The sequence below is a fragment of the Dokdonella sp. genome (assembly GCF_036518555.1).
Taxonomy (GTDB): Bacteria; Pseudomonadota; Gammaproteobacteria; order Xanthomonadales; family Rhodanobacteraceae; genus Dokdonella_A.
Genome location: NZ_DATDMY010000255.1, coordinates 1 through 12,997, shown reverse-complemented (window position 1 = coordinate 12,997; position 12,997 = coordinate 1). Strand labels below are relative to the sequence as shown.

Here is a 12,997-nt window from a genome sequence, read left to right as displayed (position 1 = left end):
CGCGTCCGCAGGCCTCCCCGCACGGCCGAGGGTGCCGCTCCGGTGCCGAAGAAGGCGGCCAAGCGGCGTGGGCGCGAAGCCCGCTCGGAGCGCGCCGTCGCGGCCGTCGCACCCGGCAACTTCGCTTCACGCATCGCCAGGTTCGCCGATGCGTCGCTCGGATCCCGCGCCGGCAAGGGCGCCGACACCGCCGACAAGGCCGGCAAGCCGCGCAAGAGCGGCAAGAAGAAGCATTGAGGCGAGGACGCGACATGGGCCCGATCAAGATCGAACCGACCAAGGCGCTCGACGAAGCGCTGACCACCCAACGCAAGCTCGCCGCTGCGATCGATACGCTGCGCAAAGTCGACGACGTCGACTTCGGCGCGACTGCGAAGGAAGCGATCTACCGCGAGGACAAGCTCGTCGTGTACCGCTTCCGCGGCGAGCGCCCGCCCACCGCGAAAGTACCGATCCTCATCGTCTATGCACTCGTCAACCGCCCGTACATGGTCGACCTGCAGGACGATCGATCGCTCGTCAAGAACCTGCTCGCGAAGGGCGAGGACGTCTACCTCATCGACTGGGGTTACCCCGACCTCGCCGACCGTTGGCTCACGCTCGACGACTACATCAACGGCTACATCGCGCGATCGGTCGACGCGGTCGCGCGCCACGCGCGCGTGCGCAAGGTGAACCTGCTCGGCATCTGCCAGGGCGGGGCATTCTCGCTGTGCTTCGCCGCGATGCACCCGCACAAGGTGCAGAACCTCATCACGATGGTGACGCCGGTCGACTTCCAGACGCCGGAGAACATGCTTTCGAACTGGGTGCAGAAGCTCGACGTCGACCTGTTCGTCGACACCCTCGGCAACGTGCCGGCCGATCTCATGAACCTCTGCTACCTCATGCTCAAGCCGGTCAGGTTGAACCAGCAGAAGTACATCGGCCTCGTCGACATCCTCGACGACAAGGTCGAGATGGAGAACTTCCTGCGCATGGAAAAGTGGATATTCGATTCGCCCGACCAGGCCGGCGAAGCGTTCCGCCAGTTCATCAAGGACTTCTACCAGGGCAACAAGCTGGTCAAGGGCGGCCTCAGGATCGGCGAGCGCGAAGTGAGCCTCGCCGACGTGACCATGCCCGTGCTCAATGTCTTCGCCGAACAGGACCACCTCGTTCCGCCGTCGGCGTCGCGCGTCCTCGGCGAGCACGTCGGCACCGACGATTACACGCAGATCGCGTTCCGCGGCGGGCATATCGGCATCTACGTGTCGGGGCGCGCCCAGCGCGAGGTGCCGACCGCGATCCACGACTGGCTCGCGCAACGCGCGCGCTGACGGTCACGACGGCTCGGGCCGGTTCCGCAGCGCAGCGGTCATCGCCGTGGGCGCCGCCCCGTCGCGCTTCGGCCGCGACCGTCGCGGCCGGCACCGTCGGTCACGGCCGTTCGAGGCGGGGCCGGCGCTGCGCGGCTTGATCCGTGCCTGCCGACTGCGCCATGTGTCGTTGCGAAGTACCGTAGGGCGGCTCGAGGCCGTAGCGAGCCGCTGCCTCCCACTGGAAGCGCATCCTTCTGCGCATGGGCTCGCCGCCCCGTCAAGGCTGGCGGTCGCGGCGAAACCACGCCGAAAGCACGCTTCGGGCATGCTATCGGCTTCCCTCCGAGCCGACCCGCGCGAGCCTGCCATGAGCGACGTCCTGTTCAGCCTGTACGGTCTCACGATCACGCCGTGGAAACTGATCGGCCTGCTGGGCACGTTCCTGTTCACCGCGCGCTGGTTCGTGCAGTTCTATGCGACGAAGAAATCGAAACGCGTCGTCATGCCGATGTCGTTCTGGTACCTGTCGATCGTCGGCAGCGTGATGACGCTCGCGTACTTCATCTGGGGCAAGAACGATTCGGTCGGCATCCTGCAGAACGCGTTCCCGATGTTCGTGTCGGTCTACAACGTCTACGTGCACGTGCGCCACCACGAGCCCGAAGTCGTGAGCCCGGGCGGATCGGAAGAGGGCTGAGACGCGCGTGCGGAGTCAGGGGAAGAGTTTCCGTCGAAACTCGTCGACGCAGTAATCGAGCGCTGAACCCAGTTCCGCCTTGAGTTTCTCCGCGTGGTCCGCGAGCAACTGGTCTTCGGTCGGCGCCGCGTTTCCGCCCGCCGAACGGTAGCGGCATTGTCCCAGCGCGAGCGGCTTCCTGTTCGGGACGCCTGCCGGGGCATCGGACAGGGCGACGGAGGCGCCGAACACCACGCCCCCCTTGGTCAGCGACCAGAAATCGACGGCTACGGTGACGTTGCGGTTCGACTCGCCGAACGCGCTGCCGTATTTCGTCGCGAGCAGTTCGCGGACCTTTTCGGCGAGCACCGGCGCAGGGTCGGCAATCGCGTTTTCGGCGACGAGCGCCGCGCCCGCATTTTCCGAGTGCTTGATCGCCGCCGCAGCGCCGATTCCGCCCCCGATGGCGCCGAACAACATGCCCACCGTCATGGCTGCCTGGTCGCCGGCGGTGAAATGCCGGAACCCCGGCGTCGGCTTTGCCGACAATTGCACGGTGCCGCCCTGAAGCGCCCGGGTCGTCTGCGAATCGACCGGGACGTACGTCCCCTTGGGCAAGTTGCTTCCGCAGCCCGATACGAGGACGACCAGGGCGGCCAGTGCGCAGATCCTGCTACTCACGCGTGAGGTTTCCTTGATGCCGAAGGGAATGCCGGGCGGGGACATCGCACCGCGGCGGCACGGGCGCCGCGGTTGCGGCGCCGTGCGCCCGGCGCGGCGCCACGCGGCCGGATGCGGCGCTACTCCGGGTCGTAGTCGAGGTTCGGCGCAAGCCAGCGCTCCGCCTCGGCGAGCGACCAACCCTTGCGCTTCGCGTAATCCTCGACCTGCTCCTTCGTGAGGCGCCCGACCACGAAGTACTGGCTCCGAGGATGCGCGAAGTACCAGCCGGATACGGCAGCAGTGGGCGTCATCGCGTATCCGTCGGTGAGTTCGATGCCCGCGTTGCGCGTCGCGTCGAGCAAGCGGAACAGGGTCGCCTTTTCGGTGTGGTCCGGGCACGCGGGATAGCCCGGAGCAGGGCGGATGCCGCGGTACTTCTCGTCGATGAGGTCGTCGTTGCCGAGGGACTCGTCCGGAGCGTAGCCCCAGAACTCGCGTCGTACGCGTTCGTGCAGGCGCTCGGCGAACGCCTCGGCGAGCCGGTCGGCGAGGGCCTTCAACATGATCGACGAGTAATCGTCGTGCTCGCGTTCGAAGCGTTCGAGGTGCGCCTCGATGCCGATGCCCGCGGTCACCGCGAACGCGCCGACCCAGTCGCTGCGCCCGGCCGCTTTGGGCGCGACGAAATCGGCGAGGCAGAAGTCCGGCCGCTCCGCGGGCTTGTCCGCCTGCTGCCGCAGGTGGTGCAGCGTCGCGATGCGCCGTCCCGCTCCGTCGCCGAGCTCGATGTCGTCCCCGCTGGAATGCGCGGGCCAGAAGCCGATGACGCCGCGCGCGACGAGCCATTTCTCGGCGACGATGCGATCGAGCATCGCGCGCGCATCACGGAACAGCTCCTTTGCCTGCACGCCGACCACCGCGTCGTCGAGGATCGCCGGGTAGCGCCCCGCGAGTTCCCACGCGTTGAAGAACGGCGACCAGTCGATGCGTTGGACGAGTTCGCCGAGCGGGTAGTCGTCGAACACGGTGATGCCCGGCTGTTTCGGCGCCGGGGGTACGTAGTCCGGCCAGCCGCCGTCGAAGCGTTGCTCGCGCGCCTTCGCGAGCGGGACGAGGCGCTTGGCGCCGCCACGGTCCTTGTGTCGCTCGCGGATCTCGGCGTACTCGGCGCGCACCTTCCGCATGAACGTGTCGACGAGGTCCTTCGACACCAGCGACTGCGCCACGCCCACCGCGCGCGAGGCGTCCTTCACCCACACCGTCGGCGACCTGTAGTGCGGTTCGATCTTCAGCGCCGTGTGCGCGCGCGACGTCGTCGCGCCGCCGATCAGCAGCGGGATTCGCAGGTCCTGGCGCTGCATCTCCTTCGCGACGTGGCTCATTTCCTCCAGCGAGGGCGTGATGAGGCCCGACAGGCCGATCATGTCGGCACGCTCCGCGACCGCGGTATCGAGGATCTTCTGCGCCGGGACCATCACGCCGAGATCGATCACGTCGAAATTGTTGCAGCGGAGGACCACGCCGACGATGTTCTTGCCGATGTCGTGCACGTCGCCCTTGACCGTGGCCATCACGATCTTGCCGTTCGACTTGCCGGTGTCGCCCGTGCGCGCCTTCTCGGCCTCGATGTACGGCAGCAGGTAGGCGACCGCCTTCTTCATCACGCGCGCCGACTTCACCACCTGCGGCAGGAACATCTTGCCGGCGCCGAACAGGTCGCCGACGACGTTCATGCCGTCCATGAGCGGCCCCTCGATGACGTCGAGCGGGCGAGTGCTCTGCGCGCGAGCCTCCTCCGTATCGATCTCGACGAACTCGTCGATGCCGTGCACGAGCGCGTGCGACAGCCGTCCGCGGACATCCTTGTCGCGCCAGGCGAGCTTCTCGCGATTGCCGCTTGCCGATTCCCGGTGGCCGGCCTTGTAGCGCTCGGCGATCTCGAGCAGGCGCTCGGTCGCGTCCTTGCGCCGGTTGAGCACGACGTCCTCGACGCGTTCGCGCAGCTCCGGGTCGAGGTCGTCGACGATCGGCAGCGCGCCCGCGTTGACGATGCCCATGTCCATGCCCGCGGCGATCGCGTGGTAGAGGAACACCGCGTGGATCGCCTGGCGTACGGTTTCGTTGCCTCGGAACGAGAACGAGACGTTCGACACGCCCCCCGACACGTGGCAGCCGGGCAGGGTCTGCTTGATGATCCGCGTCGCCTCGATGAAGTCGACTGCGTAGTTGTCGTGTTCCTCGATGCCGGTCGCGATCGCGAAGATGTTCGGATCGAAGATGATGTCCTCGGGCGGGAAGCCGACCCGCTCGGTGAGGATGCGGTAGGCACGCGTGCAGATCTGGACCTTGCGCGCGCAGGTGTCGGCCTGGCCCTGCTCGTCGAACGCCATCACGACCGCGGCGGCCCCGTAGCGCAGCACCTTGCGCGCCTGTTCGATGAACGCCTCCTCGCCCTCCTTGAGCGAGATCGAGTTGACCACGCCCTTGCCCTGCAGGCAGCGCAGGCCCGCCTCGATCACGCTCCATTTCGACGAGTCGACCATGACCGGCACGCGTGCGATGTCGGGTTCGGATGCGATGAGGCTGAGGAAGCGCGTCATCGCGGCTTCCGAATCGATGAGGCCCTCGTCCATGTTGACGTCGATGATCTGCGCGCCGCTCTCGACCTGTTGACGCGCGACCTCGACCGCCTCGGCGTAGCGCTCTTCCTTGACGAGCTTGCGGAACTGCGCGCTGCCGGTCACGTTGGTGCGCTCGCCGACGTTGACGAACAGGAGTTCGGGCGTGAGGACGAGCGGCTCGAGGCCGGAGAGGCGGGTGTAGCGGGGCGGAGCTGCCATCGTTCGTGGGTTCTCTGTTCGTCGTTACGGCGTCGTCCGATCGAGGCGACGGTCCCGGGCGTGCGCCGGGATCACGGACGCGTCGTCAGGCGGCGATACCGATCGGCGAGGGCAGTGCGCGCGGCGGGACGCCGTCCACCGCCTTCGCGATCGCCTCGATGTGCGCCGGCGTCGTGCCGCAGCAGCCGCCGACGAGATTGAGCAGGCCGCTGCGCGCGAACTCCCCGATCAGCGCGGCCATCTGGGCGGGCGTTTCGTCGTACTCGCCGAATGCATTCGGCAGGCCGGCGTTCGGGTGGGCGCTGACGCGGCAGTCGGCGACCTGCGAAAGCACGTCGACGTACTGGCGCAGTTCCTTCGCGCCGAGCGCGCAGTTGAGCCCGACCGACAACGGCCGCGCGTGGGCGACCGAGGCGTAGAACGCTTCGGCGGTCTGGCCCGAGAGCGTGCGGCCGGACAAGTCGGTGATCGTGCCCGAGATCATCACGGGCAAGCGACCGCCCCGCGCATCGAACTCCTGTTCGATCGCGAACAGCGCGGCCTTCGCATTGAGCGTGTCGAAGATCGTCTCGACCATGAGGATGTCGGCGCCGCCGTCGACGAGCCCGCGCGCGGCGTCGCGATACGCTGCGCGCAGCTCCTCGAAGTTCGTGTTGCGGAACCCCGGATCGTTCACGTCGGGGCTGATCGAGGCGGTACGGCTGGTCGGGCCGAGCACGCCGATCACGAAGCGTGGACGCGACGGGTCCTTCGCTTCGGCCGCGTCGCAACAGGCGCGCGCGAGCCGCGCGCCCGCGAGGTTGAGTTCGTGGACGAGGTGCTCGAGGTGGTAGTCGGCCTGGCTGATCGAGGTCGCGTTGAAGGTGTTCGTCTCGACGAGGTCGGCGCCGGCGTCGAGGTAGGCCGTGTGGATCGCGGCGATCACGTCCGGGCGCGTGAGCACGAGCAGGTCGTTGTTGCCCTTGAGGTCGCACCCGTGCGATGCATCGTGCGCATGCCCTGCATGTGGCCCCACACCGCCGGCCGGGTCGTTCGAACGCGGCTCGCGCGCCGCATCGAAGCCGTGCGCGAAGCGCTCGCCGCGATAGTCGGCCTCGTCGAGCTTGTACGCTTGCACCATCGTGCCCATCGCACCGTCGATGACGAGGATGCGACGCGCGAGCGCGTCCTCGAGCGCGCTCACGCGCGCGGGATTCAGGTAGGGCAGGCGATGGCTCATGGTTTCCTCGCGAGCAGGCTCATGACTTCGAAATGCGGCGGCCGACGTTCGCGCGTGAGCCGCTCGCAGGCGACCACCTCGAGGCCGGCAGCGCGCGCAAAACCCACCAGTTCCTCGGCCGTGAAGCCGAGGTTGCGGTGCTCGAACGGCTCGACCGCGGTGCGATGCGCGTGGCGGCCGAGCGTCGCGGCGAGCATGCGCCCGCCCTTTCGCAGTACGCGTGCGGCTTCGGCGACGACCTGGACGGGACGCTCGCTGTAGGTGAGGGCGTGCATGAGCAATACCAGGTCAAAGCGGCCCGCCGGAACGTCGAGCGCGTGCATGTCACCGGTCTTCACTTCGACGTTGGCGTAGCCCTTGAGGCGTTGGCGCGCCGCCTCGACCACGCGTGGGCTGGCGTCGACGCAGACGATCGAGCGCGCACGCGGCGCGAGCAGTTCGGCGAGCACGCCGTCGCCCGAGGCGACATCGAGCACGTCGCCGGTCTCGACGAGCTGGGTCATGCCGCGCGCGAGCGTTTCCCACGTGCGGCCGGGCGAGTAGTGGCGCTCCATGTCGCCGGCGACGCTGTCGGCCCAGCCTTCGGCGCGCGCGCGCTTGGCGAGCACGCCCGGCAGACGGCGCTCGTCGTCGCGCAGCAGCGCGTCGTCGACGCCGTCCTCGAGCGCGCGCAACAACGCGCCTTCCCGGGCGTCGAGTTCGCCGTTGTAGCGGTAGTACGAGGACACGCCCGCGCGACGGTCGCGCACGAGGTCGGCTTCCTTGAGCTTGGCCAGGTGCGTCGAGACGCGCGGCTGCGCCAGTCGCAGCACCGCCGACAGCTCGGCCACGGTCAGTTCCTCGCGCTGGAGCAGGGCCAGCAGGCGCACGCGCGTCGGGTCGGACAGCAGCCGCAGCAGCGCCGAGGTGGCGGCCAGATCCACTGATCTATCCTTTCATCTTGATTGAAAGATGTAAGCGGGGGAGAGTAGCGGCTGCGGCGCGGATCGTCAATGCGGCGGCGCGTCGGCGCGACGGTCCGGGTATCCTTGGCGCATGCCGTTACGTGATCGTGCGAGGCGCTTCGTCCTCGCGTTGCATGCCTGCCTGGGCGTGGCGCTCGTCGCCGCAGGTCGTTGCGCGAATGCGCTCGAGGACGCCGAGCTCGGCAAGTACTGGAGCGCCGATGCGCTGCGCGTGCCGTATCGAGCGGTCGTCACCGACGGGCGCCGCGACGGCGAGAAGTTGCCTTTGCTCGTGTTCCTGCACGGCGACTGGCAGGACGGCACCGACAACGAGTCGCAGCTCGCGGGTAGCGGCAACGGCTCGTTCGAGCTCGTCGATGCCGCGCGTGCCCACGGCATCCCGCTCGTCTACGTCGCGCCGCAGACGACCGACGCCTACTGGCCACCCGCGCGCGTGGCGGCGGTCGTGCGCGACGCGTTGCAGCGCTGGCCTATCGATCCTCGGCGCATCTACCTCACCGGCATCTCCGACGGCGCCACCGGCGTATGGGACGCGCTCAAGGCCTGGCCGCGCTGTTTCGCCGCGGGCGTGCCGATGTCGGGCATGACCGAGCTCGCGGGGCTCGGCCCGATCCGCGACGTGCCGCAATGGGTGTTCCACGGCAGCGACGATGACGACACCGACGTCGAGAAGGGCTATGACGGCGCGATGGTCGGATCGCGCGCGGTCGTGCGCGCGTTGCGCGCGATGGGAGGGCGGCCTCGGTACACCGAGTATGCGGGCGGCAGGCACGTGATCTGGCCGCGCGCGTACGCCGAGGACGCGCTGCTGCCGTGGATCCTCGACCAGAGGCTGGCCGGACCGCCGTGCGACTTCGCCGCCCGCTGAGCCTGCGGAACCGCTAAAATCGCGACCTGACGTCTCGTCCCGTCATTCCCGCGCAGGCGGGATCCCGTCGCCTTGGCCAGGCCCGATCGCGCACCGAGGGCGCGTGGTCCCCGATTTCGCGGGAATGACGCCGGGCTCATCATTCGATCGCATTGCAGGAGCTTCCATGGACTTCCGCTACACCGACGACCAGCTGTCGATCCAGGCCATCGCGCGCGATTTCGCGCAGAAGCGCATCGCGCCGGTCGCGGCCGAACTCGACAAGTCCGGCGAATTCCCGCTCGACAACATCCGCGAGATGGGGCAGCTCGGCCTCATGGGCATCGAAGTTCCGCACGAGTACGGTGGCGCGGCGATGGACACGATCGCCTACGCGCTGGCGATGATCGAGATCGCGGCGGCCGACTGTGCGCATTCGACGATCATGTCGGTCAACAACTCGCTCTATTGCAACGGCATCCTCAAGTACGGCACCGAGGAACAGAAGCAGAAATACGTGCGCGCGATCGCGACCGGGGAGGCGATCGGCGCCTACGCGCTGACCGAACCGCAGTCGGGATCGGACGCGTCGGCGATGCACACGCGCGCGACGAAGAACGCGAGCGGCGACTGGGTCATCAACGGCAAGAAGAGCTGGATCACGTCGGGTCCGGTGGCGAAGTACATCGTGCTGTTCGCGATCACGACGCCGGGCATCGGCGCCAAGGGCGTCTCCGCGTTCATCATCGACACGGCCCGGCCGGGCTTCCATGCAGGCAAGACCGAGCCGAAGCTCGGCATTCGCGCGTCCGCGACCTGCGAGATCGAATTCAGCGACTACGTCTGCCCGGCGGCCGACATGCTCGGGCCCGAGGGCAAGGGCTTCGCGATCGCGATGGGCGTGCTGGATGCCGGTCGCATCGGCATCGCCTCGCAGGCGGTCGGCCTGTCGCGCGCCGCGTACGAGGCGAGCCTCGCATGGGCGCGCGAGCGCAAGGCGTTCGGCAGTCCGATCGGCTCGTTCCAGATGATCCAGGCGAAGATCGCGGACATGAAGTGCCGTCTCGACGCGGCGACCCTGCTCGTGTTGCGTGCGGCGTTCGCGAAGACGCAGGCCGAAGCGAACGGCGGGCGCTTCAGCACCGAGGCCTCGGTGGCGAAACTCTACGCGTCGGAAGCCGCGATGTTCATCACGCACCAGGCCGTGCAGATCCACGGCGGCATGGGCTATTCGAAGGAAATGCCGCTCGAGCGCTACTTCCGCGACGCGAAGATCACCGAGATCTACGAGGGTACGAGCGAGATTCAGCGCCTGGTGATCGCGCGCAACGAAACCGGCGTGCGCTGAACAGCCGATCCGGGTGTCCTGGCATCAGATCCCCGTGAAGGCGGGGATCCGTCGTGCATGTCCGACGGCACGATGCTTCGCTTCGCCGGCCGCAGTGCGAACGACGTTCGCTGCGCCGGGAGCGTCAGTCGAAACCGTCTGCAAAGATCGTATCGGTCGTGCTGAGCTCGACGACGTAGCCGGTCGTGCCGCCGTGCACATCGAGGCGCCAGCCCGAGTTGAAGGTTTCGTTCCCGTCGCTCCGCGTGGTCCAGTCGAGCGTGCTCAGCGTCGCGTTCGCGGGCGCGATCACGCGGATCTTCAGCGGTCCCGCGATCGCGACGAGGCCATTGACGACCGGCTGCACGGGCGTGTTGACCTGGAACGTCGCGGTGGTGCCGGCGCCGAGCGAGAACGCATCCGTGACCGTGAGTTTGCGATCGGCGAAGTCGATCGTGCGATGCCACGACGTCACGGCAGCGTCGCCGTCGTAGGCAGGCGTGAGGTCGGCGACCGCGTGCACCGCACCGCCGGCACCGGGCGTGACCGTCATCGTCGAGGTCGTGCCTTCGCGCTGAGGCACGGTGGTCCCGTTGTGGTCGAAGCGCACGACGTTGTTCGTGTCGGTGCCTTGCTGGATGCCGCTGTGCGTCCAGATGTTCTCGGTCGCGGCGAGCCAGTCGCCCTCGAACAGGGTGAACGCACCCTGGTCCTGGTGCGCATGGCTCTGCACGTACGGGCCGGCGGAAAACGCGAGCCACATCGCGCCGGTGTCCCAGCCCGTGCGCGCGAACAACTGGCCGGTACCGGTCGCGTGGTAGACGAGTTGCGCCGGTGGCGTGCCGGCCGGACCCGCGGGCAGCAGGTTGTGCCGATAATTGAAGCCGCTTTCCATGTCCTGATCGGAAATGGTGTGCAGCCACCAGGAGGCGTTCGCCTGCGCGGTCGCATCGTTCGACACCCGGCGTGCCTCGAGCACCAGATGGCGGTGGTAGTCGTAGATCACCGGTTCGGACACGCGCGCCTGGTCGCCGATCGGGGCCACGCGATCCCGCGTCGGCACGGTCGAATGCAGCCACCACGCGATGCTGTCGGTCACGTGTGCGTTCGCATTGCCGATGTCGCTGCCGGTCGAGTCGTGCCAGACGCGATAGAGCATGAACAGCGTGCCGTGCGACAGGCCGTACGCCGTGCCTTCCTGGCTGCCGCCGCCGGGGATCGTCGCGGTGTAGGCGAGCTGTTCCGGCCAGCGCACGTCCTGCAGCAGGTCGTGCCACGTGGCGCTGTTCGAGGCGAGGCCCCAGTACATTGTCGCGCGCAGGAAACTGTAGTGGTAGTTGTTGGCCGGATCGTCGACGCCCCAGCCCGGCCACGGATGCGGATGGCCACCCCACTGCGCCTGGTCGTGGTGCCAGATGTTCCAGACCGCCTGCTCGGCGTAGCTGCCCCAGCGCGTGCGCTGCGTCGGCGTCACCTGGCTCGCGCACCAGTCGTAGGTGAGCGCGAGATCCTCGATCATCGGCCCGACTTCGAGGTACTGGTCGCCCGCGATGTCTGGCGCGTCGCCCCCCGCGATCGCCGCTTCCGCAGCAACGACCTGCGCCTCGACCGTCTGCACCGCGAGCGTCGCGTACTGCGCCTGCGCGGTGAGCTTGTACATGTAGGCGGCATCGGCCGCGGAGAAGCCGTAGCCGGGATTGCCGGCGACCGCGGCGTCGACGAAGCCCTTGAATCGCTGGAATTCGACCGATTGCTGGTCGACGAACGAGAGGTCGACGACGATGGCTGCGTGCGCGTTGCCTGCGTGCAAGGCCGTCGCGAGCGCAATGCCGCGCCAGTATCCGAATCCATTCATCGTGCACGCCTCCCCGTTGCGATGCGGGCGCATCCTACGCCGGGGAACGCTCGAGTGTTGCGAAATGCGACACGCGCGGCAGCGAAGCGCCGCCGACAGCGCCCGCTTCGCGTCAGTCGACGTAGCCCGCGACCATCACGCGCTTGCCGTGCACGAGCTGTTCGTAGCCGTCGGCGCGCGGCGGCACGAGTTCCACGCGGCCGAAGCCGACCTTGCGCATGATCCAGAACAGCGCTTCGAGGCTCGGCACGAGGCAGATGCCGGTCGTACTCGCTTCCGGGCCATGCGTGTCGTCGGTTTCGTCGATGATGCCGAACGAGCCTTTGAGCGGGCGCACGAAGCGGTAGCTGCCGTAGTCGACCATGCCGCTCAAGCCGGGCACGACCTGCGTCTCGACCACGCACAGGTGGCGCGTGAGCGCGCGCGCCTGGCGCAGCGCACCGATCGGATTCTCGAGGTGGTAGATGAGGCCGAGCAAGAGCACGAGGTCGAACTGGCCAAGGCCACGCTGGTCGAGCACGTGCACGTCGGACTGCAGCACCGACAGTTTCGACAGGCCGAGTGCTTCGCGGATCGTGTTCGTGTCGGCGACGTGCTCGGCGCGCGCATCGACCGCGACGACGCGGTCGGCACCCATTTCCAGCAGCTTGGTCGAGAACCAGCCCTGGTGGCACGCGATGTCGATCGCGTCGTGGCCCGCGAGCGAGGCGCCGAAGCGCTCGCCGACGACCCGTCGGAGCATCTCGAGGCGGCTCTCGTGGATCTGGTCGAGCGCGCCGTCGTCGTACGTGTTCGTCACGCGTCCGCTCGGCAGCGTGAAGCGGTAGAACCAGGTCTTGTCGAGGATGCGTTGTTCGTCGGCGCTCATCGGAATCGTCGTGGGCAGGCAGGGCGGCAATTCTATCAGGCGACTGCGCGCGACTCGCCTGCATCCGTCAGGGGCGACGTGCTTGGGCGTGATGTTTGTGGGAGCGACTTCAGTCGCGATGCTTCGGGAAGCAGGGGTAAGGCAGGAGCATCGCGGCTGAAGCCGCTCCCACAGGGGATCGGACCTATTGGGCTGGGGCGAGTTGGCCGGAGAGCGGCGGCAGCTTCATGGCCTCGCGGTAGCGAGCGTGCAGGGCTTGAACCTTGGCGACGTATTCCTGCGTTTCGACATACGGCGGCACGCCGTCGTACTGCGCCACCGCGCCGACCCCGGCGTTGTAGGCGGCGGCGACGAGCACGAGGTCGCCTTCGTAACGCGTCCACAGCGACTTCAGCAGCTTCGCGCCGGCGAGGATCGACTGCTTCGCGTCGAACGG

11 protein-coding genes and 1 pseudogene are annotated in these 12,997 nt (G+C 68.0%); 5 read left to right on the top strand and 7 right to left on the bottom strand.

The window, feature by feature from the left end:
- The 3 genes from VI238_RS13975 to VI238_RS13965 form a co-directional block, all read left to right on the top strand.
- A partial coding sequence (locus VI238_RS13975) for a hypothetical protein (RefSeq protein ID WP_331652398.1) occupies nucleotides 1–237 on the top strand: 237 nt, incomplete at its 5' end.
- A 14-nt stretch (nucleotides 238–251) separates the two neighbouring features.
- Nucleotides 252–1,319 carry a class III poly(R)-hydroxyalkanoic acid synthase subunit PhaC gene (gene phaC / locus VI238_RS13970; protein WP_331652396.1) on the top strand — a complete coding sequence of 356 codons (1,068 nt, stop codon included), beginning with the start codon at nucleotides 252–254 and terminating at the stop codon, nucleotides 1,317–1,319.
- 349 nt (nucleotides 1,320–1,668) lie between these two features.
- On the top strand, nucleotides 1,669–1,998 hold the full coding sequence (locus tag VI238_RS13965; protein WP_331652394.1) for a lipid-A-disaccharide synthase N-terminal domain-containing protein: 330 nt from the start codon (nucleotides 1,669–1,671) through the stop codon (nucleotides 1,996–1,998).
- Nucleotides 1,999–2,013: 15 nt separating this feature from the next.
- Here VI238_RS13965 and VI238_RS13960 read toward each other — a convergent pair whose 3' ends face one another.
- The 4 genes and pseudogenes from VI238_RS13960 to VI238_RS13945 all read right to left on the bottom strand — a co-directional run bounded on the left by VI238_RS13960 (nucleotide 2,014) and on the right by VI238_RS13945 (nucleotide 7,622).
- A complete protein-coding gene (locus VI238_RS13960) occupies nucleotides 2,014–2,703 on the bottom strand; it encodes a hypothetical protein (RefSeq protein WP_331652392.1) in 690 nt (229 codons plus the stop codon).
- A 74-nt stretch (nucleotides 2,704–2,777) separates the two neighbouring features.
- Nucleotides 2,778–5,483 (bottom strand): annotated as a pseudogene (gene metH, locus VI238_RS13955) (methionine synthase); the annotation flags it as partial.
- 82 nt (nucleotides 5,484–5,565) lie between these two features.
- Complete coding sequence (locus VI238_RS13950) at nucleotides 5,566–6,699, bottom strand: homocysteine S-methyltransferase family protein (protein WP_331652390.1); 1,134 nt, start codon at nucleotides 6,697–6,699, stop codon at nucleotides 5,566–5,568.
- Complete coding sequence (locus VI238_RS13945; RefSeq protein ID WP_331652388.1) at nucleotides 6,696–7,622, bottom strand: metalloregulator ArsR/SmtB family transcription factor; 927 nt, start codon at nucleotides 7,620–7,622, stop codon at nucleotides 6,696–6,698. The genes VI238_RS13950 and VI238_RS13945 overlap by 4 nt, the downstream gene beginning before the upstream one ends.
- A gap of 112 nt (nucleotides 7,623–7,734) precedes the next feature.
- Between VI238_RS13945 and VI238_RS13940 the strand changes: the two genes are divergently transcribed.
- Nucleotides 7,735–8,532: a hypothetical protein gene (locus VI238_RS13940; protein ID WP_331652386.1), complete on the top strand. Its 798-nt coding sequence runs from the start codon at nucleotides 7,735–7,737 to the stop codon at nucleotides 8,530–8,532.
- 166 nt (nucleotides 8,533–8,698) lie between these two features.
- On the top strand, nucleotides 8,699–9,859 hold the full coding sequence (locus tag VI238_RS13935) for an acyl-CoA dehydrogenase family protein (protein WP_331652384.1): 1,161 nt from the start codon (nucleotides 8,699–8,701) through the stop codon (nucleotides 9,857–9,859).
- A 124-nt stretch (nucleotides 9,860–9,983) separates the two neighbouring features.
- On the opposite strand, the gene VI238_RS13930 is transcribed toward VI238_RS13935, so the two are convergent.
- The 3 genes from VI238_RS13930 to VI238_RS13920 form a co-directional block, all read right to left on the bottom strand.
- A complete protein-coding gene (locus tag VI238_RS13930; RefSeq protein ID WP_331652382.1) occupies nucleotides 9,984–11,693 on the bottom strand; it encodes a hypothetical protein in 1,710 nt (569 codons plus the stop codon).
- A gap of 112 nt (nucleotides 11,694–11,805) precedes the next feature.
- The gene (locus VI238_RS13925; RefSeq protein ID WP_331652379.1) at nucleotides 11,806–12,561 is read right to left on the bottom strand and encodes a class I SAM-dependent methyltransferase; all 756 of its coding nucleotides are present in this window, start codon (nucleotides 12,559–12,561) and stop codon (nucleotides 11,806–11,808) included.
- A gap of 184 nt (nucleotides 12,562–12,745) precedes the next feature.
- A partial coding sequence (locus VI238_RS13920; RefSeq protein WP_331652377.1) for a lytic transglycosylase domain-containing protein occupies nucleotides 12,746–12,997 on the bottom strand: 252 nt, incomplete at its 5' end.